This window comes from Pelagimonas phthalicica (genome assembly GCF_004364805.1).
GTDB classification, from domain to species: Bacteria; Pseudomonadota; Alphaproteobacteria; order Rhodobacterales; family Rhodobacteraceae; genus Pelagimonas; species Pelagimonas phthalicica.
Window position 1 is genome coordinate 75,476 of sequence record NZ_SOAP01000001.1, and the last position, 22,840, is coordinate 98,315.

Here is a 22,840-nt window from a genome sequence, read left to right on the forward strand (position 1 = left end):
TTAAAACGCTCCGGGTTTTCGTTTCTTCTTGGCCAAAATACTCAAGCGAGTGCGCCTTTTGCCACCCGCTCTCGTTCAACCCGAGTTGGGGAGCGCGAGGGGCATCGCCCCTCGCACCCGCCCGCCGCAGGCGATGGCCGAAGGTCATTCAATATCAGGCGTCACGCGAATAACCGTCGGCCCCGGCGCAGCAAACGCCGCGACAACCGCCGCTTGCATCTCTGCCAGGCTCGCAGGCTCCACAGCCCCGGCCCCATAAGCTTTAGCCAAAGCAAGAAAATCCGGATTGCGCGCCACAACCGCGTTAGGTGCGATTTGGCTGCGCACCATGCTTTCCTCAATCTCGGCCAGTTTGCCATTGTCCCAAATCAGGATCGGCAGGCTCAGCCCCAGCTCAACCGCTGTCCCCAACTCTTGTACCGTGTATTGAAACCCGTAATCCCCAAGGATCGCCAAAGTCGGCAAGCCTCGGCGCGCCACCGCACCGCCAATCGCCGCGGGCAAAGCATATCCCAAGGTCCCAAACCCCGTCGGGTGATGCCAATGCCCGGCACGCGGCATGTCCCAGACTTCCTTGGCCGCATAGGCAAATTGGGTCATGTCGGAATAGATCATGCAGTCATCAGGCAGAGCGGCCCTCAACGCTTCTGCCACCTCGACAATCCCAGGACGTTCCGCCATAACTTCAGCCCGCCAACGCGCCTTTGTCGCTGCAACCGCCTTGGCATCCCAACAAGGTTTTCGATCTTCAACGCGCGCTGGAATAGCCACCGCCATCGCGCGCAGCAACGCCTCGGCATCCGCCAGCACCGGCAGATCCCCGGCCTTTCCTTTCGCCAAAATGACCGGATCAATATCCACGCGGATCATTGGGGCTTGGTGCCCCAACTCATCGCGCCACAGATCCCCTTCGGACAGTTCCGTCCCCAATGCGATCACCAGATCCGCTTCGCCCAAAACAGAGGCACTCTCGGGGCGCGCCAGGTAGGACCCAAAGAACAAGGGATAATCCGCCGCCACAATCCCGCGCCCGGCATAGGTTGTGAAGGCTGCGGCACCGGTCATGCGCAAGACGTCTGTTGCCACATCCGCCGCCGCGACAGAACCGCCGCCAAAGATAAACACTGGCTTTTCCGCCGCCAACACCCGGTCAACCACCGCGCGCAGTGTGGCCGTGTCCGCCTTGGGCAATCCCGGTGGCATGGCAGCGGGTTTGGCAGGCTCGGCCAATTTCCCCAAGGTGCCAATTGGAACCTGAATGTGACAGCTGCGTTTTCGCTTGCTCGCAAACCCGACCAATGCCCGGTCAACCAGTTCATAGGCCGTGCCCGCATCCCGCGCCTCTTCGGACCAGTCGCATACCGTGTCCGCCGCCGCGCGCTGATCCAGCATCTGGTGCAACTGCCCACGCTTGCCCGTCACGTCATCCAAACAGGACGTCACCGCCAGAACCGACACGCTGTCGCTATAGGCCTGGCCAAGCGCCGTCATGGCATTGCACAGCCCCGGCCCGGTGATCAGGTAACACACCCCGGCCTTGCCGGTTGCACGGGCATAGCCATCCGCCATAAAGCCCGCGCCCTGCTCATGGCGTGCCAGCACATGAGTGATCCCGGCCTCTTCGATGCCGCGATACATTTCCACATTGTGAACACCGGGAATGCCAAAAATCACCTCAACCCCGCGCGATTTCAGCATGTGTGAAATCTGCGCCCCCAATGGTCTTTGCATTACGCCCTCCAGAACCGGATTGTGAAAATGGCGTAAACCGCCAAGAGTTCCAGCCGTCCCGCCAACATGGCAAAGCTGAGCATCCATTTCGCCGGATCGCCGATATCGGCGAAATTACCTGCCGGACCGATCTGATCCCCCAATCCCGGCCCGACATTGGCCAAGGCCGTCGCTGCGCCGGACACTGAGGTGATAAAGTCGAGACCGGTCAAGCTGAGCGCGACGGATAAAACTCCAAGCGACACCACGAAGAACACAAAGAACGACATGACCGAAGACATAACCTCGGCCCCGACCGGAACTCCGGCATAACGCGTCGTGAAAACGCCAGAAGGCGAACGGATACGACGCAGCTGCGTGCTGATCGAGGCAAAGAGCAGTTGATAGCGGAAGATTTTTACCGAACAGGCCGTCGAGCCCGCGCAACCGCCGATCAAGCCGACAAAGAAAAACAAAGCGACAGCAAACCCGCCCCAAAGCCCGTAATCCTGGCTGGCATAACCGGTGCCGGTCAGGATGGAGACAACGTTGAAGAGCACTTTGCGATAGGCCTCTTCGCCATTGGCATCGCCGATGGAATAGCGCCAGAACGCAACCAAGGCGACAATCACAATGGCCGTGACAAAGAACCCCCTGACCTGGCTGTCCTGAAACAGCGGGCGCACATCGCGAAGGGCGGTCATCTGAACAAAGCGCACAAATGGCAGCGCCGCCAGCATCATGAACACAACACAGACATATTCCGCACTGGCCGAAAACGCGCCAAAGCTGGCGTCATAATTGGCAAAGCCACCGGTTGCGACCGTGGTCATGGCGTGCACCGTCGCGTCAAACGGATCCATGCCCGAAAGCAGGTACCCCCCGGCGCAGATCAGGGTCAGAGACACATAGATTGTCGAGATCGATGAGGAAATCTGTGTGGCGCGGGGCAGGATTTTCCCCATCGTATCAAACCCTTCCGAGCGGAAGATTTGCATACCACCAACCCGCAACTCGGGCAAAAACACCATCGCAACAACAATGATCCCGATCCCGCCGATCCATTGCAGCAATCCGCGCCACAGCAGCAAACCTTTGGGCAAGTCATCCAGACCAGACAGCACCGTCGACCCGGTTGTTGTCAGGCCTGACATTGCCTCAAAAAACGCGTCCGTATAGCTGCTATGGGTTTCGCCGATCATAAACGGCAAGGCACCGAAGACCGGCAGGGCCAGCCAGACGCCAGTCGTCAGCAAAAAGGTCTGTTGGATGCTCAGCCCTTTCTTGACGGCATTGGAACAAGCCAAAGCCGTCAAGCCACCGCTCATGATAGTAATCAGCGCGCTTTCCAGAAAAACCGGCCAATGCCCACGCCCTTCAGCAATGTCCACCAACATGGGCAGAAACATCGTGGCACCAAGGATTGTGACAAGCAGGCCAATGACATAGGCGACGGGGCGAATATCAAACATACCCGCAGGGTTGGAGCCTTGCAGGGCTTATGTCAAGCCAAGCCTGTGATCAGATCATCAGCTGTAAAGAATGTCGCGAAACACATGCGGCAGGATATCATCGCGATGTAGGCCCTGACGGGCCAATTCGCGGTCGCTCTGCGATTCCAGTTGGATAATTTGGCGCAGCCTAGACCGGCGCAGCCCAGCCGGGTTCATACCGAATCCGCGATCGGCAAAGAACTGGTCAATTTTGAGCGCCAATGAGCTGTGCCCCATGGCAATTTGTACGTTATCGCGTGGCATTTCGGAAACCTTTCTTGCGTTCGGGTTTCCTCCCTAAAGACAAGGTGCCACGAAAAAGATGTGTTTTCAGTGAAGGCCGCGCGCTTTGTTCTCAGAAATGCGCAACATGCCGCTAATTTCCGCGAAAAGTGAGTTTTCGCTGCACCTTCTTGCGTGTCTCAGCCGACATGAAAGAGCGTAGAAAACAGTTTTGGATCCAGGCTATCATTCGAAAACAGCTCGCCTTCGGTCAAAACCGAAACAGCGTCATGGCTGTGCAGGCTTTCCTGATGGCTGGCCACAACACGGAAATCCCCAATACGCGGATCATCCTCCAGACCTTGCGCAAACAGGCGCGCGGCGTCTTCGACAAAGATCGGGTTGGCCGCGTTCAACTCGGCAAAGGCCTGTTCATCTTCGCGTTTCACCATGACTTGAGTTTCGGTCGGCACGGCACGGCGGCATAGGTCAATCAGATCTTCGAACCACAGACATTCCCCCGGCAGAACCTCGACCGATATCCGGGCGACAGAGCGCTGGGAATGCGGTGTCGCCAATTGCCCACGTTCGCGCCGGGCATGTTCGCTCAACTCCAGAGAACAGGGGCATGTGGAGCTGTAAACATAGTCGAGATGCAGGATTTTGCGCCGCAAACCCGCGACCTCAACCAATTCCAAAGCGATGTCGTAATACTGAAACCCAGACAAGCCCGAGCGCAGGCTGTCCACCTTCATTGGGAAGCTGAACCGCATCTGAATGCGCGCATCAAAACTTTCAAGGTCGCTCTTGTAATCATCAAGAGCGGCTTCCATCACCTCAAAACTAAACGTTTTTTCGGAATGCGCATAAAAGGACCGCATGATGCGGCTCATATTGATGCCCTTTTTATCCGCTTCGAGGCTGACTGTGCCAGTAACCGAAGTTTCCAGCGTCAAATCGCCATTGTCACGGGTGTGATAGCCGATCGGTAAGCGAAAGTTTGAGATCCCCACATGCTGAATGATCCGCTTTGCCCCACGGATCAGCGAGGCCGGGCCGTTTTGAAGGTCAGGCAGGGTTTCCTTATAGGCCGCGTCCACGACGAAATTGTCAGGATAAACATTGTGCAACTCCGGGTACGCGCCGGTCAGCTCAGCCAATGCCGCAGGGTTGCCCGCATAGCGCCGCAGCAAAGCCAGCGCTTGTTCGGCCTCTTCCCGGCTGGGCTTTTCGCCGATATCCGATTGGATATTCATGGGGTTGCCCCTTCCTCTTCGTCCTGTCGCATCCTACAGATAGGCGCGCGCTGCGCAAAGTCCATCTGCGCAGCATAGCTTTTCAAATGCGACATGGCGAGTTGGTCGAGCTTAGGCGGCATCCAACGCTTGCAAAACATCCGCCACGAGGTCGGCAGGATCTTCAATGCCAACAGAAAAACGTACCAACCCGTCGCTGATCCCCAGTTCCGCGCGCTGTTCCACGCTCAGACGCTGGTGAGTCGTCGTCGCGGGATGCGTCACGATGGATTTCGCATCGCCCAGATTGTTAGAGATCACCGCGATTTGCATGGCATTCAAAAAGCGGAACGCCGCCTCCTTCCCGCCTTTGAGTTCCAAAGACAGCATGGTGCCCCCCGACCCCAACTGACGCTGCGCCAGATCATATTGCGCATGACTCGGCAGACCGGGATAGATCAGGCGGTTGAGCTTTTCATGCCCTTCTGTCGCTTTCGCAATCGCCAGCGCGCCCTCGGTCTGGGCCCGCACACGCAGGGCAATGGTTTCCAAACCCTTGAGCATGACCCAAGCGTTGAATGGGCTCAGCGAACCACCGGTATGTTTCATGTAAGGCTCAACGACACCGCGGATATGTTCCTTGGTGCCAAGGATCACACCGCCCAGACAGCGCCCCTGCCCGTCCACATGCTTGGTTGTGGAATAGACAACAACATCGGCGCCTTGCTCGATGGCCTTCGAGTAGACCGGCGTGGAAAACACATTGTCCACTACAACCTTGGCACCAACCGAATGGGCGATCTCGGCCACACCGGCAATGTCGATGACTTCCAGCGTCGGGTTGGACATGGATTCAAAGAAAACAGCCTTCGTATCTGGGCGCACGGCTGCGCGCCATTCATCCAAATTAGCCCCATCGACAAAGGTGACCTCAACGCCGTAGCGGGTCAGCACCTCTTCGACGATATAGAGACAAGAACCAAACAGCGCCTTGGCCGATACGATATGGTCGCCTGCGCGGAGCAAAGACGTCAATGCACCATTCACAGCCGCCATGCCCGAGGCACAGGCAAACCCGTCTTCGGCCCCTTCCAACAGCGCCATGCGCTCTTCGAACATGGCCACGGTTGGGTTGCCATAGCGCGCATAAATGAATTCGTCCGGGCCGGTTTCCAAGAACCGCGCCTCAGCCTGCTCTGCGTTTTCGTAAACAAAGCCTTGGGTCAGGAAAATCGCTTCGCTGACCTCGTTCCATTGGCTGCGCTTGGTTCCGCCATGCACCAGATTGGTACGTGTTCTTTTGTCTGTCATCTTGCTCTCCGCAACAAAAAAGCCCCGTTCGCGGTCAAGCGAAAGGAGCCCTTCGTCTGACCTCTTTAGCGGGATGTTTAACGTGGCCCGCAATCCGGTGAACAAATCGCCACGATGGCGGTGGCATACGCCTGTTGCGCGCCCCGGTCAAGACCGTCACGCAGCTGTAATAATCTGTTCACGAATCCGGCGCAGCCTTGGCCTTGCCACCATCAAACCCGTTCATGGATTGCCACTATGCCAATGCTGCGCATCTCGGATGTCGACAATCAGCCCTGCCTGCACGGGGCAAGCTCGCCGCTGCTGCCGACATTGCGCCATGCCCTCAGCCTGGATGATGGACCTGTTACAATCATGATTCACGGGTTCAAGTACCAACCCGGCGCACCCGGTTTTTGCCCGCATGACGGAATTTTTTCGCGCACGCCGCTGACCAAGACCGCGCGCACGGTCAGTTGGCCGCGCCATTTGGGCCTGCGCGGGCAAAAGGGCGAAGGGTTAGGCATTTCTTTCGGCTGGTCCGCGCGCAGCAATATATGGGCGGCCTATGATCGGGCGGCCTTGGCGGGCCAATCCCTGGCGCAACTTGTTGGGCACATTCATCAGCTTTCCCCAAGTCGCAAAGTACGCCTTGTTGCGCATTCACTAGGCGCACGCGTGGCGTTGCACACGATCAGAAACAGCCACACGAAAACCATTACTCACGCTGTGCTGTTGGCCGCCGCTGAGTTTGGTGGCCCCGCCAGAGATGCATTGAGTTGCGAAAACGGGCGGGCAACCCAAGTGCTGAATGTCAGCAGCCGCGAAAACGACCTTTATGATTTCCTGCTGGAACGGCTGGTCAAACGATCCACCAGCACCGAAAAAGCCTTGGGCCATGGCTGCACCCGCTTGCCCAACATGGCGACCCTGCAACTGGACGACCCCAACAGCCTCAGCGCGCTCAAGGCAGCCGGATATCCCATCGCGAAACCGCAAAAACGGATCTGCCATTGGTCACCTTACCTACGCCCCGGCGTTTTCCCGCTTTATCGCGCCTTTCTGACCGGTCGCCTTCCTTTGGCACGGTTGCAGGCTATTTTGCCCTCGGCCTGCGAGCCGCGATGGTCTCGGCTCCTGCCTCGGCAATCAAACGCCCAAATTCGATTTTCTAATAGGCAACAAGCCTCTTTTTGACGGTCTTCATCTAGAGTTTACAGCCCATGGGTCTAACTAGATGTTGCGTATTGATGTGTTATGAACGCATCATGAAACCAAGCAACCGAAGGTAGACCAAAAGCATGGAATCCCTGCTGTTTCAGGCATCTGTTTTTCTGATAGCAGCTGTTATCGCTGTCCCCTTGGCCTCCCGTATGGGCTTGGGATCGGTGTTGGGGTACCTCTTGGCTGGCCTGGCAATTGGCCCGGGCTTGGGCCTTGTTGTTGATACCGAGGACATCCGCCATTTTGCCGAGTTCGGCGTTGTGATGATGCTCTTCATCATTGGTCTGGAGCTGGAACCGCGCGCTCTTTGGGATATGCGGCATCGGCTTTTGGGCCTGGGCGGGTTGCAAATCGCTGGCACGGTTGCCGCGATCACCCTTGGCGCGATGGCGCTTGGCCTGTCCTGGAACACCGCCTTGGCCATTGGTTTGATTCTGTCGCTGTCATCAACAGCGATCGTTTTGCAAACCTTGTCTGAAAAGGGGTTGATGCGCACATCTGGTGGGCGCGCGACCTTTTCAGTTCTATTGACGCAGGACATCGCCGTCATCCCCATGTTGGTCATCATGCCGCTTTTGGCCTTTGCCCCCGCCGTTACCCTGTCGGCGGATGGCTCCATCCAGCGCACCGCCATTGCCCATGCCGAAGACGCCCATCACAGCATGTCTTTGGTCGAAGGCCTGCCCGGTTGGGGTGCGGCCCTAGTGACGCTTGCGGTCATCTCTGGTCTGATCCTCGCCGGGATTTATGGGGCCCGCCCGCTTTTCCGCTACATCCACTCTGCCCGCCTGCCCGAGATGTTCACCGCCATCGCCCTGCTGATCGTGATCGGCATCGGCTTCTTGATGATGCTGCTGGGCGTATCCCCGGCCTTGGGGACCTTTCTGGCCGGTGTCGTTCTCGCCAACTCTGAGTTCCGCCATGAGTTGGAATCTGACATTGCCCCCTTCAAGGGCCTGCTATTGGGCCTGTTCTTTATCACCGTCGGGGCCGGGATTGATGTCGACCGCCTGCTGATGGAACCGCTCACCATTCTGGGGTTGGCGGCAGGCGTGATCCTGATCAAAGGAATGATCCTCTACGGCATCGGGCGGTTGTTTCAGCTCAGCAATCGGGGTCAGTGGTTGTTTACGCTTGGCCTGGCGCAGGCAGGTGAGTTTGGCTTTGTGTTGATCTCCTATGCCAGTCAGCAAAGGGTGCTGACGGACACTTTGAACGACCGGCTTCTATTGGTTGTTGCCCTCTCTATGCTGATCACCCCGCTGTTGTTCCTCACCTATGAATGGGTGATTTCGCGGGTTGACGAGGGCAAGGACTCCATCGAAGCGGATCAGGTCGAGGCAGAAGGTCCGGTCATTATCGCTGGGATTGGCCGTTTCGGGCAGATCGTAAACCGCTTGGTGCGCAATTCCGGCTACAAAACTGTGGTTCTGGACCACGACATGCAAACCATCCAGTTGATGCGGCGCTTTGGCTACAAAGGCTTTTTTGGTGATCCTACCCGTCCCGAACTGTTACACGCGGCAGGTCTGGAAAGCGCCCGTGTGCTGGTTGCCGCTTTGGATGACCCAAAGGCCACGGTCAAGCTCGTCGCTTATGCACGCCGCTTGCGGCCAGATCTCCATATCGTGGCCCGCGCACGTGATCGGACCCATGTCTTCGCGCTCTATCAGGCAGGCGCAAACGACATCGTGCGCGAAATGTTCGACAGTTCCTTGCGGGCCGGGCGCTATGTGCTCGAAAATGTCGGGATGAGCGAATATGAGGCCGCGATTGCCGAAGAGACATTCTACCATCACGACCGGCACACGATCCGCGAATTGGCCTTGCTGTGGGACCCGTCCATCGCGCCGGCAGACAACCACGCCTATATCGAGCGCGCGCAAGAGTTAGAGAGAGAGCTGGAAACCGCCCTTTTCACTGCCCTTGAGGAGCGTGGCAAGAAAGAGATGGCCTGATCGCACCAGGCTTGCTCGACCAAAACTTTTTCAAAAGTTTTGCAAATTCCGTCGACGGAATTTGTCACCGCCAGACACAAAAACGCAGCCCTGATGACTCAGGGCTGCGTTTTCAAAACAGGGAAAAGATCAAGCGGCGCGCAGGCCGAGAACTTCGTCCACTTGCTTGGCGGCCGCGACCTCGTCACCACCTGCAACGGCAGCAACTTCGCGGGTCAGGCGCTCCAGCGCAGCCTCATAAAGCTGACGCTCAGAATAGCTTTGCTCGCGCTGATCATCCGCACGGTGCAGATCGCGCACCACTTCGGCAATGGCAATCAGATCACCGGAGTTGATCTTTTGCTCGTACTCTTGGGCACGGCGCGACCACATGGCGCGTTTGACCTTGGCCTTGCCACGCAGGGTTTTCATCGCTGCGTCAATCACATCCGGCGAGCTCAGCGAACGCATGCCAATCTCTGTGGCTTTGTGCGTAGGCACCCGCAGGGTCATCTTGTCCTTTTCAAAGGAGATCACAAAAAGTTCCAGCTCAATGCCAGCGATTTCCTGTTCCTCAATCGACACGATTTGCCCGACTCCGTGTGCCGGATAGACAACGTAGTCATTGGGACGGAATTCGGATTTCTTCGCTTTGGTCATATAAGTCTCATTCCTTACTGCGCATCTCGTGCGGGCGACAAAAAAGACGAACGGGGATCCCTTTGATTCCCGGTCATCTGTTTTTCCATTTTGGGCGACTAAATCAGCGCCTGCTCCCCCGACGAAATACCGTCATGTGAACAGACAAGATAACATAAAAAAGCGCCCATTCCCATAGGGGCAGGAAAACGGCGCTTTTTCGTTTGATTTCAACAGGTCAGGCAGCGTATCGCACGTCGTTTCCAATCGGGAAACGAATCAATTAGCTGCCTTCACCCGGGGCTTCGGAGAAGTATTTGGTCATCTTATCCGCTTCGCCGTCACGCTCTTCGTAACCCGGCAGCGGATCTTTCTTTTCGATGATCACAGGCCATTTTTCCGAGTATTTGCGGTTGAACTCAACCCACTTCTCCATATCCGGCTCGGTATCCGGGCGGATCGCGTCTGCTGGGCATTCCGGTTCGCAAACGCCGCAATCGATACATTCATCCGGATGGATCACCAGCATGTTCTCACCCTCATAGAAACAGTCTACGGGGCATACTTCGACACAGTCGGTATATTTGCAGGCGATGCAGTTTTCGATAACCACATAAGTCATGAGTCTCGATCCTTCAAAGAGCTTGCAGCGTCCCTAGACCAGAGCGCCAGATCATTCAAGCACATCCCGACGCAACTTCTCCAGCTCGCGGCGATCCCGTTTGCCCGGTCTGCCACCGCCATCAAACCTTGGCGCGGCAACTGATTTCTCTTTGGGTTTCGGAGGATCGAGATCGCTATAAAGCGCCTGAGCCTCGGGCGCTGATCCGCGCCGCGTGCCCAAAGCCACAAGTTTGATCACGCGAATGTCATCGTTTTGCGGAAAGGTCAGCACATCGCCTGCGCTGACCCCATAGGCCGGTTTCGAAACTGGCATGCCGTTCACGCGGCATTTTCCAGCCGAGACCACCTTGGCCGACAGGCTGCGCGTCTTAAAGAAACGCGCATGCCAGAGCCATTTATCAATGCGGATTTTCTCGGCGGTTTCGGCCACTTAGCCCTTGTCCTTCAACCCCATCAGAGCCGCTGCAAACGGGTTATCTGGATCAATGGCCTTTTCCTTTTTCGGCGGACGCGACTGGAAGGATTTGGCCCCCCGATCACCGCCGCCTTTCGGACCTTTGCCACGAGGTTTGCCTTTGCCGCCCTTGCGCTCGCCACGATTGTCACCGCGGTTGCCGCCACCGGGTCGCGCATCGCGACGTGGCTTGCCACCACCGCGACGCTGGCCGCCACGATTGCCACCCCAAGTGAAGGTATAGAACACTTCCATTTCGGGCTCGCCGGCCTCAGCAGCATCCGCTTCGACAACCTCAGCCTCGGCCGGCTCGGCTTTGGCCTCTGCGACCAAAGTCTCACCATCCTCGGAAGGCTCTGCAGCTGTTTCAGGCGTGGTTTCGTCTTCGGCAGCACCTTCGGCGATGGGCGCAGGCTTCACCTTGGCACGTTCGCCTTTCTCAGCTTTGTAGCCCAGCCCTTCCATCAGGTCGGAGAACTGCTCAAGCGTCATGCCTGTGATCGAGAGCATATCCGCCTTGGCTTCAAAGCCTCCACGGCTGTCCTCGGTGCGCAGCATATCGGCAAGCCGTTCCAGCATATCGATGCGGATCGCGCGGGCCCCTGCCTTGCGGTAACCAGCCAAGGCGTAGTGACGCGCAGGCACGTCCTCGACATTTGGCACGGTAACCAAACCGGGAGGCGGCGCCTCGGGGAACTCTTGCAGATCGTTGGCCAGGCTCCACAACACCAAACGCAGGCGCGTCGGGGCGGGTTTTAGCAGCAGCGGCATAAAGATGGTGTACTGACCAAAGCGCACACCATGCTTGCGCAGGGTTCCACGTGCATCCTGATCCAACGCTTTGACGTCGTCGGCCACATCCGAACGCTGCACAATGCCCATGGCCTCGACCAGTTGAAAGGCAAAGCCACGCGCCAGACCGGCCAGGGTCTCGTCATCACGCATCTTGATCAGCGGCTCAAACAGAGCGGCGATCTTGCGATCCATAAAGTGCTGCAAACGGCGTTCCACCTTTTGCGCCACATCGGCCCCGGCCTCGTCATCGACAAAGACAACGACGCGTGGCTTCAAAGGGTCGTCGCCCTTGGCCAATTTGCCGACCGCCTGGTCGCCCCACATAAGGCCGCCCTGCTCAGTAAAATCGATTTCGCTATCAGGCGCGTTGTAAAAACGGTCTGCGCGCAAATGGAAATGCGGGGTCAATGCCTGCAGCGACGCTTGTCGCAGCGTCTTGGCCTCTTGCCCGGTTGCGTCCTTATCCTGACGGAACCGGAACCCTTCGAGTTTCCCGACGAATTCACCTTCGACGGTCACTTCACCCTGATCATTCACTTCGGCCAAAAGGGCCTCCTTCTGCTTCAACCGGCGCAAAAGAACGGATGTGCGCCGATCAACAAATCTTTGTGTCAGGCGCTGATGCAGCGCATCTGACAGGCTGTCTTCTACCTTGCGAGTTGCCCCGCGCCAATGGTCTTCGTCACGCAACCAACCTTTTCGCTGCGCGACATATGTCCACGTGCGAATATAGGCCAGACGTTTCGACAATGTGTCAATGTCGCCATCCGTCCGGTCAATACGGTTGATTTGACGTGCGACAAATTCATCCGGAACGTGTCCTGCTTCGTGCAGATGTTGATATATCAACTGCAAAAGACCCGCATGTTCATTGGGCGAAATGCCGCGGAAGTCTGGAATTCGGCACACATCCCACAAGAGTTGCACCGATTTTCCGTCCGAAGCGCGTGCGCGGATTTCCGCCTCTGAAGCAAGGTTACGTAGCGCTCTGAGGTCATCAGCCTCGCGCGCTTTGATCAAAATTTCATCATTTGGTGCCTGATCGAGACTCGCCTCAAGCGCATCGATAGACCCGAAGCGCAGATTTGGATTGCGCCAATTCAGCTTTTTCAGCGGTGTGAACTGGTGATTGCAGATCGCTTCGGCCCAGTCTTCGGGGATCGGCCCCGCCTCGCCGGTGACACCAAACGTACCATCCGACATGCCGCGCCCGGCCCGTCCGGCAATCTGGGCCAGTTCATTAGGTTGCAAGGGGCGCATGCGCCGCCCGTCAAACTTGGTCAGCGCGCTAAAGGCCACATGGTCGATATCCAAGTTCAACCCCATGCCAATCGCATCGGTCGCAACCAGAAAATCGACCTCGCGATTCTGATAGAGCGCCACCTGTGCATTTCGGGTGCGCGGGCTGAGTGCCCCCATGACAACCGCCGCCCCGCCCTTTTGGCGCTTGAGTAGCTCGGCAATGGCATAGACGTTGTCGACCGAAAAACCGACAATCGCAGTGCGAGGCTGCAAGCGACTGATCTTTTTCGATCCGGTATAGACGAGCTGGCTCATCCGTTCGCGGCGCACGAATTCCACATCGGGAATCAGCGCCTTGATCGGGTCGCGCATGGTATCAGCCCCCAAAAGCAACGTTTCATGGGTGCCCCGCATCCGCATCAAACGGTCGGTAAAGACATGGCCGCGCTCGGGGTCGGCGCAAAGCTGGATTTCGTCCACCGCTACGAAATCTGCGCCCATGCCCTCGGGCATGGCCTCAACCGTGCAGATCCAGTATTTGGCCCGCGGCGGCACGATCCGCTCTTCGCCGGTCACCAAAGCAACAACGGAAGGGCCGCGCAGATCCACGATCTTGTCATAGACCTCGCGTGCCAGCAGACGCAGCGGCAGGCCGATCACCCCGGTGCGATACCCCAGCATACGTTCAATAGCGTAGGTGGTTTTGCCTGTATTGGTCGGGCCGAGAACGGCCGCGATCCTTGTGTTCATGCCCATTTGGTACCTTGGCCCGTGGTCTGATCTGGGGCCGCCTTTGTTTTCAGAGCTTGGTGCCCTTCACGTCTCGTTCCAACCGCGCCATGGCGTTGATCACATCCTGATCATGCGGTCGCAGCTCAAGTACACGCGCATAGGCATCATAGGCAAGAGCCCCCTCGCCAATCTGTTCCTGAATCGCTCCGACGCCGCGTAACGCCCCAAAATGATTGGGGTTTAGGGCCAAGGTGCGCTCCAAGGCATCCATGGCAACGCCAAACCGATCCGCATGAAAATAGGCCAAACCCAGCCCGTGCCAACCTTCGGCAAAATCCGGCGCATGGTCGGTCAGCGCACGAAAATGTTCAATCGCCGCCTCGGTCTTTTCAATCTCCAAAGCGTCATGCCCGCGCTTGAGCAGCAAATCCATTGCAGGCGATCCAGATTTGGACCATTCTGCTATTAGTTGATTTTCCAACCTCTGGGCTGACAGCGAATCTTCCGCAACGGAAAGCTCTTGCAAAAGCTCCGACGCGCGGGTTTCCGCCCTTAAACCGGAAGGTAGGGAAATCATGACTACGGTGCAAACTGCCGCGAGGATAGATTTGAAAACCATGGTAACCCGTGCTCTTAACTTACGCCAAGTGTAGCGCCGGAGCGCAAGATTTCCAGCGCCACTTGGATGTAGAGAGGAAAATACATGAGCGACATTATCTCCACCGCCGTTTCGGCCCTGACCGAAAAACTTGGCGGCGAAGGATTCGATGCCACCGCAAAATTTGTTCTGGGCGACGAAGGCAGCCTGATCGTTGACGAAAACGGCGTGCGCGCCGGCGACGATGATGCCGACGTGACCCTGACAGCGGATGTCGACACGTTTGAGCAGATCCTGACTGGTGATCTAAACCCGACCGGTGCTTTCATGTCCGGTAAACTGACCATTGACGGTGACATGTCCGCCGCCATGCGTCTTGCTTCGGTACTTGCATAATGAATTTAGTTCCCGCGCCTTTTCACGCTGATCTGTCCGAAGGTCCCGTTGGCAGTTGTGCCTGGTGGATCGAAACAGTTGACGGTTTGCGCCTTCGTATCGCGCATTTCCCGGCAGAACAGGCGCGGGGCACCGTGCTGCTTTTCCCCGGTCGCACGGAATATGTTGAGAAATACGGCCGCACTGCCGCCGATCTGGCCGCTGGTGGTTACCACGTGCTGGCGATTGACTGGCGGGGTCAGGGCCTTGCGGATCGTATGCTGGATGAACCCATGGCGGGCCATGTCGCCGTGTTCGAGGATTACCAGCACGATGTCGCGGCCGTCATGGAATGCGTTGAGGCGTTGAACCTACCAAAACCGCTGCACCTGATCGGCCATTCCATGGGCGGATGTATCGGATTGCGGGCCGTGATGGATGGGCTCCCGGTTGACTCCTGCGTCTTTACCGGCCCGATGTGGGGCATTCGTATGGCTGACCCTCTGCGCCCTGCCGCCTGGGCCTTGTCCTGGTGGGGCAAACAAATCGGGCTTGGCCATGTATTCACACCCGGCACCAAACCCGAAAGCTATGTGGCGTCGGAGCCTTTCGAGGACAATTTGCTGACCCGCGACCGCGATATGTGGGATTATATGCAGCGTCAGGTTTTGGCCGTTCCCGAATTACAGCTTGGCGGGCCATCCTTGAACTGGCTGCACGAGGCCTTGGCCGAAACGCGTGAATTGTCGCGCCGCCCATCGCCTGCCCAACCCTGTCTGACCTTCTTGGGCACAAATGAACGCATTGTTGATCCGACACGCATCACCTCGCGCATGGAAAAATGGCCCGGTGGACAATTGGTTCAGATCACCGATGGTGAGCATGAAATCCTGATGGAAGATGAAACCACCCGCCGTCGTGTCACCGACCAAATCTGCGCTTTTTTTGACCGTGCAGGGTCGAGCAACGCGATGACTGCTTAAATTGTAGCGGGTCGGCTCTGCGCAGAATTTGTGAAACTTGTATTTGCCTGTGACTGTTTGCTTGTTGAAAGCAACTAGAATTGCAAGATGCAGATTTTAAGCGGAAGAGCCGCCATGATACGTTTTGCCCTTATTTTCGCGATCTCCCTCCTTGGCGCCCTGCCCTCAAAGGCGGCGGATTGGGACGGCTTTGTCTGGGCCGGGTTTCAAGCCACAGATGACGCGTCGGGCTTTGGATTTCTGGATGTTACGGCCGCCTTTGACCTATCGCGCTCTTATCCACTGTCGCTTGAAGTCGGCGTTTACGAATTTGTGCTCCCTGAAAAGCGCCCACATGAGACCTATGTGGCCCTGACATGGGATGATCGGCTCCGATTGGGGGTGGTCAGACCGGCCTATGATTCCGTTCTGCCCTCAAAATTCGAACGTATCGCCCCCTATCTCAGCTATGAGCGCGCAGAATATTCCCGCGCCCGAACCACGACCCTAGCCTTGCGCGATGGGGCGGTGCCATTCGGGCTGAGCTACCAGTCGCGCCCCGGAGACTGGAGCTGGGCCGTATCCGCCCATTCGGCGCGTGGTGGCGATTTTCACAGTGCCAGTGCCGCCGTAAGCTATGAAAAAGGCCCGTGGACCCTCGCGGCTGCGGTTGAGGGGCTTTGGCCCGATCACAGCGACGGGGCGGAATTGAATGCCAAGGCCGGAGTCACCTATACCAAAGATAAGTGGGCAGTCGGCCTTAGCTTTTTCCACCCTTCAGCCCATGACGACCCTGACATCTTAGCGTTGGACCTTTCCTATCAGGCGACACGCGACCTAACGCTCTATCTGGTTTCCGAACTGGCTGAAAACAGCGATTTCAACGCCCATGGCTTTGGCCTGAGCTACTCGGTTTCAGACCGGGCCGCCCTGACCGCGGCCATCACCCAAACCGGCAATCAAGAGACAGCCGGACATTTTGGTCTATCCTGGCGTTTCTAGCCACCTGCCCCTTGAACCTTGGGCCAGAGAAGGCTTAGCTCTCTCACAGATAACCAAGGAGTTCCCCATGAAAATCCAACCGCTTTATGACACCAATGCTATGTCAGGGGGGGGAGAGCTTGGGCCACTGCCGGAATGGGATCTGAGCGACCTCTACCCGTCAGACGACTCACCCGAATTGAAACGCGATCTGGACTGGCTGGAATCGGCCTGTGCAAAATTCGCGGATGATTACGAAGGCAAGCTTGCCACGCTGGACGCAACCGGCATGCTTGAGGCGATCAAGCGTCAGGAACGCATCGACAGCGTCGCCGGGCGGATCATGTCTTATGCGGGCTTGCGTTACTACCAGCTGACCACTGACGCGGATCGGGCGAAATTCCTGTCTGACAATCAGGAACGCATCACCAATTTCTCGACCCCTCTGGTGTTTTTCACCCTGGAATTGAACCGGTTGGACGATGATTTTCTCACCGGGCTGTTCGCAGAAAGCGATGAGCTGAAACGCTACAAACCGGTCTTTGACAAGATCCGCAAGATGAAGCCCTATCAACTCTCTGATGAGATGGAGAAATTCCTGCATGACCTTGGTGTTGTTGGCGATGCCTGGGAGCGGCTTTTTGACGAAACCATTGCCGGTCTGACCTTTGATATCGACGGCGAAGAGCTGAACATCGAAGCCACACTGAACTTCCTCACCGATCAAAACCGTGACAAGCGTGAAGCGGCAGCGCGGGAATTGGCCAGCGTGTTTGCGGAGAATATCAAAACCTTTGCTCGTGTTCACAACACTCAGGCCAAGGAAAAGGAAATTCTGGATCGTTGGCGCGGCATGCCGACGGCGCAGACCGGGCGGCACCTGTCAAACGATGTGGAACCCGAAGTGGTTGAGGCGCTGCGCAACGCTGTTGTCGCCGCTTATCCCCGCCTAAGCCACCGTTATTACGAGTTGAAACGCAAGTGGTTGGGCTTGGACGTGATGCAGGTCTGGGACCGCAACGCGCCGCTGCCGATGGAAAGCGACCGGATCGTTGGTTGGGACGAGGCCACCAAAACCGTGATGGATGCCTATAACGGCTTTGATGCCCGCATGGGTGAGATCGCCGATCCGTTCTTTACCAAAGGTTGGATTGATGCCGGGGTGAAACCGGGCAAAGCCCCCGGTGCCTTTGCCCATCCCACAGTCACCGATGTGCACCCCTATGTGATGCTGAACTATCTCGGCAAACCGCGCGATGTGATGACCCTCGCGCACGAGCTGGGTCACGGTGTGCATCAGGTTCTGGCCGCCGGTCAGGGCGAGATGTTGAGTTCAACTCCGCTGACTTTGGCAGAAACCGCCTCGGTCTTTGGTGAGATGCTGACCTTCCGTGCGATGCTGGATCAGGCCAAGGATCAGGCAGAACGCAAAGTGCTGCTGGCCGGTAAGGTCGAAGATATGATCAACACGGTTGTGCGTCAGATTGCATTTTATGACTTTGAATGCAAACTGCATGACGCACGTCGCAGTGGTGAGCTGACCCCGGATGACATCAACGCACTATGGATGAGCGTGCAGGCCCAAAGCCTTGGCCCGGCTTTTGAATTCATGCCGGGATACGAAACCTTCTGGGCCTACATCCCGCATTTCGTGCATTCGCCGTTTTACGTCTATGCCTACGCCTTTGGCGACGGGTTGGTGAACGCGCTTTACGCGGCCTATCAGGAACAGCCCGAAGGCTTCCAGGACAAGTATTTTGACCTGCTCAAAGCCGGTGGGTCCAAGCATCATTCAGAACTGCTGGCCCCGTTCGGTCTGGATGCCTCGGACCCAAGTTTCTGGGACAAGGGCCTGTCGATGATCGAAGGCTTCATCGACGAATTGGAAGCCATGGAAGACTAAGACAAAAAGGCCGCAAAAGCGGCCTTTTTCTATCTGAACAGAGATAGCAAAGTTTGCGGCTGCTGATTGGCAATCGACAGGGCCTGCACCGCCAATTGTTGCTGAACCTGCAAAGCCTGCTGACGTGCTGAGGTCTCAACCAGATCGGAATCCACCAAGGCACCGATCCCGGTTTTGAAACTGTCGATCAACTGGGATGTAAACTTCTCTTGCGTGGTCAATCGCCCCTGGACCGAGCCAATCTCAGCCGCGGCGTCCACGGCCGCTTCGATCATCACGTCGACCCGTCCCAGGGCGTCACGTGCCCCGGCCTCGGTCGTGACGTCGATCGAGGCCAGATCGCCTAGGTCGCCACCGGTCACATTGCCCGCATCCGCCCCAAGACGGCTGAGAGTCACCTGCAAGGTATCGCTCCCCGAGCTGACATCCGAACTGGCCGTAATGGTACTGCCAGCGAATTCCAAGCTCAGAACGTCCGAAGAGAGCGAGTTTGCATTGGCATAGGCCTCCCAGCGGCGGCCAAGCCCGGTGACCACGTCAGCCATGGTGTCCCCTTCTCGGGCGACATAGGCCAAAGTTCCCCCGGCAATCTCGGCCTGAGTTGGCGCGCCGGCGGCGGTGGTGCGGTAATCACTTTGCGCAAAGGCTGACCCGTCCGCATCGATGCCAAAGACCGAAATCGCAAAGGCTGTTCCGACGCTGACCGATTGCCCGCTCAGATCCATGGCCGCGCTTTGCGTGGCGTTCAGCGTCACCTGGTCCGCAGCCGCGGTGTATGTGCCACCACTGGCCGCGACGACAGCGGCCAGCCCCCGCAAGTCTTGCCGTTTCAGCGTTATATCAGTTGTGGTCACCGAGCTTTCAGTGCGGCTGAGCGAGGCTAAAATCTGAATATGGCCAGACCCGGCATCGGTGCTGGTATGTTTGATCAGGTTCTGCCCGTTGAACTGAGTGGCATTCACAACCGCATTGATCTGATTGCGCAGGGCATCAACGTCTGCCTGCACTTTCTGACGGTCAATATTGTCCTGTTGGCCAACCACGATCTTACCCTTGAGATCGGTCAGCAAATCCGCCAGGCTTTCCGCCCCTTGCCGCGCTACAGAAAGCGTCGCCTGGGCAAGGCCAAGCCCATCGGAGATCTGTTGAAACCCTTTGACATCGGATTCCATGGTCTTGGACACCGCCCAGACCGACGCGTTCACACCCGCATTCGAGACACGCTTACCCGTGCCCACTTGCTGCATGGTATCATCCAGATCAGACCCGACTTTTCTCAGGGTCTTCAGGGCGTTCAACGCACCCATATTGGTCAAAATGCTCGACATGTTTCACGCCTCTGCATCACGGCGGCGCTTCTGCGCAGAACACCGATCAGAAAGTGTTTGCAGGCGACATTCTGCCCCGGCAGATCGGCCTTTCTCCCGGATCTGCATCACTCGCTTGGTTGGTTATCAAACTGGCGTGAGTTCCTTAAAACCCTCCTAAATCGACGTCGCGAGATATTGAAATTTGTGGCTAAATTGTGGCGTGATTGTGGCGACCCTGCCATCTTGTTGAAAACCCGGAATTATCCAAAAAACAAAAACCGGCCAGGCAGGACCTGACCGGTTTCACCAGAAAACTTTTGACCAATTCAGGCCGAAAGAAGCCCGTAAATCTCATCTTTCAGCGCCGCGCGTTTCTTGCGCAACTCACCTTCGGCCAACTCGCTCATCGGTTCCACATTGGTTTCAGCGCGATGCACTTGGCGATTGAGATCATGATACTCGTCAGCCAGCTTGGCAAAATGCGCATCAGACTGCTTGAGCGTACTCATTTTCTCGACAAATTCCGGGAATTCTTCGGCAAGCTCATGTGGGGTGTGGGACATCTGCGTCTCTCTCCTGATCGTTTCGCAAATAGTGTCGCACAGGGCACCAAAGGTGACTTTGACCCGGATCAATTCAACCGATTGAACCTCTCTTTTTTCAGTCCCGTGCCATCCGCCAACCAGCTTTACGCGCCTCTTCCAAGGAACAAAACCAACGTTCCCCCTGCTCCGGCCTGATACGCGTTTCATCATACCACTTTTGGCCCGGCACGTGAAAAATCCGCGCGCCCTTACGCGAGATATTGCCCTTGATCAAACATCCTACTGGCGCACCCGCCAATGCCCACTTGGCGCGCGCCTGTCGCGCATGGGCACGAAACTGTTCGGGCGCAACAATCTGCGTGGCATGAAGCCCACGGTCCGCAATCGCGGCGGCTTTTTCATCCAGATCGTAATCCAAGCCATATTTGCGATAGGCAAAGGCCAGTCCGTTTTGCACTAGAACGCGGCCCATATCCTGCCCGTCCACAAAACACCGGGCAACGACGCGATAATACTTGTCGATATCAACTTCTTCGCAGCGCGCAACACGGCCCTGAAACATGACTTGCGCTTCGGATTTGCTCCAAAGCCCACATTGCCATTGGGGTTGGTTTGCGCCGCCGCAACGCTGATCGCTTTCCGGTGCATCTATTGCATGCAGGCGGATCGGGATTCCGTTAATCCGGATGGTATCTGCATCAGAAACGTGAACCGTGCCCGTAATATCGCTGGCAGCAATTTGCGCCCCAAAGACCGCACTCAATAGAACAATGCAAAAACGAAACCTTAACATGTGGCTAAAATCGGGGCTGCAAACCCCGATTTCAACCGTTTCCGTTAAGAATAGTTAACGCTGCTGCGCCTCCCAATTTGGATGGATCCAAGGCGCGGCATTATCTGCTGGCAATCTGCGCCCCAGAACATGGTCCGAGACCTTTTCACCAACCATGATCGAGGGCGCATTCAGATTACCATTGGTGATTTGCGGAAAGATCGAGCTATCCGCGACTCGCAACCCATCCACGCCGATCACCCGCGCTTCTGGATCAACCACAGCCATCGGATCATCCGCATCCCCCATCTTACAGGTCCCGCAAGGGTGATAGGCGCTTTCCACATGCTCTTTGATAAAGCCATCCAGCTCTTCATCGCTTTGCAAGGCATCACCCGGCTGGATCTCATGACCGCGATAAGGCGCAAAGGCCTCCTGACCAAAAATCTCGCGCGTCAAACGAATGCAGGTACGGAAATCCTGCCAGTCCTTTTCATGGCTCATATAGTTGAACAAGATGCTGGGCGCAGCTTCGGGATCGCCCGATTTCAGCGTAATCGCCCCGCGCGAAGGGGACCGCATCGGGCCCACATGGGCCTGGAAACCATGCCCTTCCGGGGCCACCTGCCCGTCATAGCGCACGGCAATGGGCAGGAAATGATACTGAATATCCGGGTACTGCACCCCGGCCCCAGACCGGATGAAACCACAGCTTTCAAACTGGTTCGAGGCCCCAGGCCCAGACCGCCCAAACAGCCAGCGCGCGCCAACATAGGCCTTACCCAAAAGGTTCCAATACTTGGCCAAAGTGATCGGCTGGGTCGCCGCCTGCTGGATATAGAGCTCAAGATGGTCCTGCAGATTCTGCCCAACGCCGGGTCGATCCGCCACAACGGCGATCCCGTGCTCTGCCAAATGCGCCGCCGGGCCAATCCCCGAATGCATGAGCAGTTTCGGTGAGTTGATCGCGCTGGCGGCGATGATCACTTCGCGGCTGGCCTCAATGGTCTCGACACGGCCCTTGCGTCGTAACTCAACGCCGACCGCCTTCCCATCCTTGATCACAACCTTACGCGCCAGACCACGCACCACCTGCGCCCCAAGCTTTTCCGCAGGCCGCAAATAGGCCGAAGCCGCAGACCAGCGCGCGCCTTTCCAGACGGTCATGTCAAAGGGGCCAAACCCCTCTTGCTGCTCCCCGTTGTAATCCTCAGTCACCGGGTACCCGGCCTGACGCCCCGCCTCGACAAAGGCCGGCACCAGCGGGTTCACCCGACTGCCCCGCGTCACATGCAGCGGACCACCCTGCCCCCGCCAGGACGGGTTGCCGCCATGGCCGCCATCATGCCAATCCTCTTGGCGTTTGAAATAGGGCAACACATCCGCATAACCCCAGCCCGAGGCCCCCATCTCCCGCCAAGTGTCAAAGTCCAAGGCGTGACCGCGCACATAGATCATCCCGTTGATCGAGGAGGATCCGCCAATCACCTTACCCCTTGGACAAGCCAAGCGGCGCCCGCCCAGATGCGGCTCCGGCTCGCTTTCAAAGCCCCAATCATAGGTCTTCATGCTCATAGGATAGCTCAACGCCCCCGGCATGTTGATGAACGGCCCCCAATCGCTACCGCCATGTTCGATCACGATGACCGATTTGCCTGCCTCCGCCAATCGATAGGCCATGGCACATCCGGCGCTTCCCGCGCCCACAATCACATATTCCGCTTGCATCTCAACAACCCTCGGTGATTCCACGAAGGGTCAAGGATCGCCCTTAGGCGAGCGCGCCCTAGGGGCGCC

20 protein-coding genes and 1 riboswitch are annotated in these 22,840 nt (G+C 57.2%); of the genes, 6 read left to right on the forward strand and 14 right to left on the reverse strand.

The window, feature by feature from the left end; all coding sequences use genetic code 11:
• Window positions 1-144 precede the first annotated feature (144 nt).
• The 5 genes from CLV87_RS00355 to metZ form a co-directional block, all read right to left on the reverse strand.
• The gene (locus tag CLV87_RS00355; protein WP_099244386.1) at window positions 145-1,731 is read right to left on the reverse strand and encodes a thiamine pyrophosphate-binding protein; all 1,587 of its coding nucleotides are present in this window, start codon (window positions 1,729-1,731) and stop codon (window positions 145-147) included.
• Complete coding sequence (locus tag CLV87_RS00360) at window positions 1,731-3,182, reverse strand: TrkH family potassium uptake protein (protein ID WP_099244384.1); 1,452 nt, start codon at window positions 3,180-3,182, stop codon at window positions 1,731-1,733. The genes CLV87_RS00355 and CLV87_RS00360 overlap by 1 nt, the downstream gene beginning before the upstream one ends.
• Window positions 3,183-3,239: 57 nt before the next feature.
• Entirely contained in the window at window positions 3,240-3,467 is a 228-nt protein-coding gene (locus tag CLV87_RS00365) for a hypothetical protein (RefSeq protein WP_099244382.1), read from the reverse strand.
• Between the two features lie 158 nt (window positions 3,468-3,625).
• Window positions 3,626-4,681 carry a GTP cyclohydrolase FolE2 gene (gene folE2, locus CLV87_RS00370; RefSeq protein ID WP_099244381.1) on the reverse strand — a complete coding sequence of 352 codons (1,056 nt, stop codon included), beginning with the start codon at window positions 4,679-4,681 and terminating at the stop codon, window positions 3,626-3,628.
• Between the two features lie 111 nt (window positions 4,682-4,792).
• Window positions 4,793-5,971 carry an O-succinylhomoserine sulfhydrylase gene (gene metZ / locus CLV87_RS00375; RefSeq protein WP_099244958.1) on the reverse strand — a complete coding sequence of 393 codons (1,179 nt, stop codon included), beginning with the start codon at window positions 5,969-5,971 and terminating at the stop codon, window positions 4,793-4,795.
• A gap of 44 nt (window positions 5,972-6,015) precedes the next feature.
• Window positions 6,016-6,094: riboswitch (SAM riboswitch) on the reverse strand.
• A 114-nt stretch (window positions 6,095-6,208) separates the two neighbouring features.
• Between metZ and CLV87_RS00380 the strand changes: the two genes are divergently transcribed.
• Together CLV87_RS00380 and CLV87_RS00385 are read left to right on the forward strand one after the other, a co-directional pair.
• Window positions 6,209-7,147, forward strand: coding sequence for an alpha/beta hydrolase (locus tag CLV87_RS00380; protein ID WP_166652632.1), 939 nt, complete (start codon window positions 6,209-6,211; stop codon window positions 7,145-7,147).
• 104 nt (window positions 7,148-7,251) lie between these two features.
• Complete coding sequence (locus CLV87_RS00385; protein ID WP_099244377.1) at window positions 7,252-9,132, forward strand: monovalent cation:proton antiporter-2 (CPA2) family protein; 1,881 nt, start codon at window positions 7,252-7,254, stop codon at window positions 9,130-9,132.
• A gap of 129 nt (window positions 9,133-9,261) precedes the next feature.
• On the opposite strand, the gene CLV87_RS00390 is transcribed toward CLV87_RS00385, so the two are convergent.
• From CLV87_RS00390 to CLV87_RS00410, 5 genes are all read right to left on the reverse strand, one after another.
• Window positions 9,262-9,771, reverse strand: a complete 510-nt coding sequence (locus CLV87_RS00390) for a CarD family transcriptional regulator (protein ID WP_099244376.1) — start codon at window positions 9,769-9,771, stop codon at window positions 9,262-9,264.
• 262 nt (window positions 9,772-10,033) lie between these two features.
• Window positions 10,034-10,372 carry a ferredoxin FdxA gene (gene fdxA, locus CLV87_RS00395; RefSeq protein WP_099244374.1) on the reverse strand — a complete coding sequence of 113 codons (339 nt, stop codon included), beginning with the start codon at window positions 10,370-10,372 and terminating at the stop codon, window positions 10,034-10,036.
• Between the two features lie 51 nt (window positions 10,373-10,423).
• Entirely contained in the window at window positions 10,424-10,804 is a 381-nt protein-coding gene (locus tag CLV87_RS00400; protein WP_099244372.1) for an RNA-binding S4 domain-containing protein, read from the reverse strand.
• Window positions 10,805-13,621, reverse strand: a complete 2,817-nt coding sequence (locus tag CLV87_RS00405; protein ID WP_099244370.1) for a helicase-related protein — start codon at window positions 13,619-13,621, stop codon at window positions 10,805-10,807.
• Between the two features lie 43 nt (window positions 13,622-13,664).
• Window positions 13,665-14,030 carry a tetratricopeptide repeat protein gene (locus tag CLV87_RS00410; protein WP_235871789.1) on the reverse strand — a complete coding sequence of 122 codons (366 nt, stop codon included), beginning with the start codon at window positions 14,028-14,030 and terminating at the stop codon, window positions 13,665-13,667.
• Window positions 14,031-14,300: 270 nt separating this feature from the next.
• On the opposite strand from CLV87_RS00410, the gene CLV87_RS00415 reads away from it, so the two are divergent.
• From CLV87_RS00415 to CLV87_RS00430, 4 genes are all read left to right on the forward strand, one after another.
• Entirely contained in the window at window positions 14,301-14,591 is a 291-nt protein-coding gene (locus tag CLV87_RS00415; protein WP_099244365.1) for an SCP2 sterol-binding domain-containing protein, read from the forward strand.
• Window positions 14,591-15,553, forward strand: a complete 963-nt coding sequence (locus CLV87_RS00420) for an alpha/beta hydrolase (RefSeq protein ID WP_099244363.1) — start codon at window positions 14,591-14,593, stop codon at window positions 15,551-15,553. The genes CLV87_RS00415 and CLV87_RS00420 overlap by 1 nt, the downstream gene beginning before the upstream one ends.
• 114 nt (window positions 15,554-15,667) lie before the next feature.
• Window positions 15,668-16,534 carry a porin gene (locus CLV87_RS00425; RefSeq protein WP_099244361.1) on the forward strand — a complete coding sequence of 289 codons (867 nt, stop codon included), beginning with the start codon at window positions 15,668-15,670 and terminating at the stop codon, window positions 16,532-16,534.
• 67 nt (window positions 16,535-16,601) lie between these two features.
• Window positions 16,602-18,416, forward strand: a complete 1,815-nt coding sequence (locus tag CLV87_RS00430; RefSeq protein ID WP_099244359.1) for a M3 family oligoendopeptidase — start codon at window positions 16,602-16,604, stop codon at window positions 18,414-18,416.
• Window positions 18,417-18,445: 29 nt separating this feature from the next.
• Here CLV87_RS00430 and CLV87_RS24310 read toward each other — a convergent pair whose 3' ends face one another.
• The 4 genes from CLV87_RS24310 to betA form a co-directional block, all read right to left on the reverse strand.
• Window positions 18,446-19,744 carry a flagellin gene (locus CLV87_RS24310; RefSeq protein ID WP_099244357.1) on the reverse strand — a complete coding sequence of 433 codons (1,299 nt, stop codon included), beginning with the start codon at window positions 19,742-19,744 and terminating at the stop codon, window positions 18,446-18,448.
• 308 nt (window positions 19,745-20,052) lie between these two features.
• Window positions 20,053-20,289 carry a YdcH family protein gene (locus CLV87_RS00440; RefSeq protein WP_099244355.1) on the reverse strand — a complete coding sequence of 79 codons (237 nt, stop codon included), beginning with the start codon at window positions 20,287-20,289 and terminating at the stop codon, window positions 20,053-20,055.
• 97 nt (window positions 20,290-20,386) lie between these two features.
• Window positions 20,387-21,034, reverse strand: a complete 648-nt coding sequence (locus CLV87_RS00445) for a thermonuclease family protein (protein WP_235871790.1) — start codon at window positions 21,032-21,034, stop codon at window positions 20,387-20,389.
• A gap of 84 nt (window positions 21,035-21,118) precedes the next feature.
• Window positions 21,119-22,771 (reverse strand): choline dehydrogenase, encoded by a 1,653-nt coding sequence (gene betA, locus CLV87_RS00450; protein ID WP_099244351.1) that lies wholly within the window; start codon window positions 22,769-22,771, stop codon window positions 21,119-21,121.
• Between the last annotated feature and the right edge of the window lie 69 nt (window positions 22,772-22,840).

Coding starts and splice junctions, on each gene's coding strand:
- CLV87_RS00355 (WP_099244386.1), bottom strand. CDS start 1,731: ATGCAAAGACCATTGGGGGCGCAGATTTCACACATGCTGAAATCGCGC.
- CLV87_RS00360 (WP_099244384.1), bottom strand. CDS start 3,182: ATGTTTGATATTCGCCCCGTCGCCTATGTCATTGGCCTGCTTGTCACA.
- CLV87_RS00365 (WP_099244382.1), bottom strand. CDS start 3,467: ATGCCACGCGATAACGTACAAATTGCCATGGGGCACAGCTCATTGGCG.
- folE2 (WP_099244381.1), bottom strand. CDS start 4,681: ATGAATATCCAATCGGATATCGGCGAAAAGCCCAGCCGGGAAGAGGCC.
- metZ (WP_099244958.1), bottom strand. CDS start 5,971: ATGACAGACAAAAGAACACGTACCAATCTGGTGCATGGCGGAACCAAG.
- CLV87_RS00380 (WP_166652632.1), top strand. CDS start 6,209: ATGCCAATGCTGCGCATCTCGGATGTCGACAATCAGCCCTGCCTGCAC.
- CLV87_RS00385 (WP_099244377.1), top strand. CDS start 7,252: ATGGAATCCCTGCTGTTTCAGGCATCTGTTTTTCTGATAGCAGCTGTT.
- CLV87_RS00390 (WP_099244376.1), bottom strand. CDS start 9,771: ATGACCAAAGCGAAGAAATCCGAATTCCGTCCCAATGACTACGTTGTC.
- fdxA (WP_099244374.1), bottom strand. CDS start 10,372: ATGACTTATGTGGTTATCGAAAACTGCATCGCCTGCAAATATACCGAC.
- CLV87_RS00405 (WP_099244370.1), bottom strand. CDS start 13,621: ATGGGCATGAACACAAGGATCGCGGCCGTTCTCGGCCCGACCAATACA.
- CLV87_RS00410 (WP_235871789.1), bottom strand. CDS start 14,030: ATGGATTTGCTGCTCAAGCGCGGGCATGACGCTTTGGAGATTGAAAAG.
- CLV87_RS00415 (WP_099244365.1), top strand. CDS start 14,301: ATGAGCGACATTATCTCCACCGCCGTTTCGGCCCTGACCGAAAAACTT.
- CLV87_RS00420 (WP_099244363.1), top strand. CDS start 14,591: ATGAATTTAGTTCCCGCGCCTTTTCACGCTGATCTGTCCGAAGGTCCC.
- CLV87_RS00425 (WP_099244361.1), top strand. CDS start 15,668: ATGATACGTTTTGCCCTTATTTTCGCGATCTCCCTCCTTGGCGCCCTG.
- CLV87_RS00430 (WP_099244359.1), top strand. CDS start 16,602: ATGAAAATCCAACCGCTTTATGACACCAATGCTATGTCAGGGGGGGGA.
- CLV87_RS24310 (WP_099244357.1), bottom strand. CDS start 19,744: ATGTCGAGCATTTTGACCAATATGGGTGCGTTGAACGCCCTGAAGACC.
- CLV87_RS00440 (WP_099244355.1), bottom strand. CDS start 20,289: ATGTCCCACACCCCACATGAGCTTGCCGAAGAATTCCCGGAATTTGTC.
- betA (WP_099244351.1), bottom strand. CDS start 22,771: ATGCAAGCGGAATATGTGATTGTGGGCGCGGGAAGCGCCGGATGTGCC.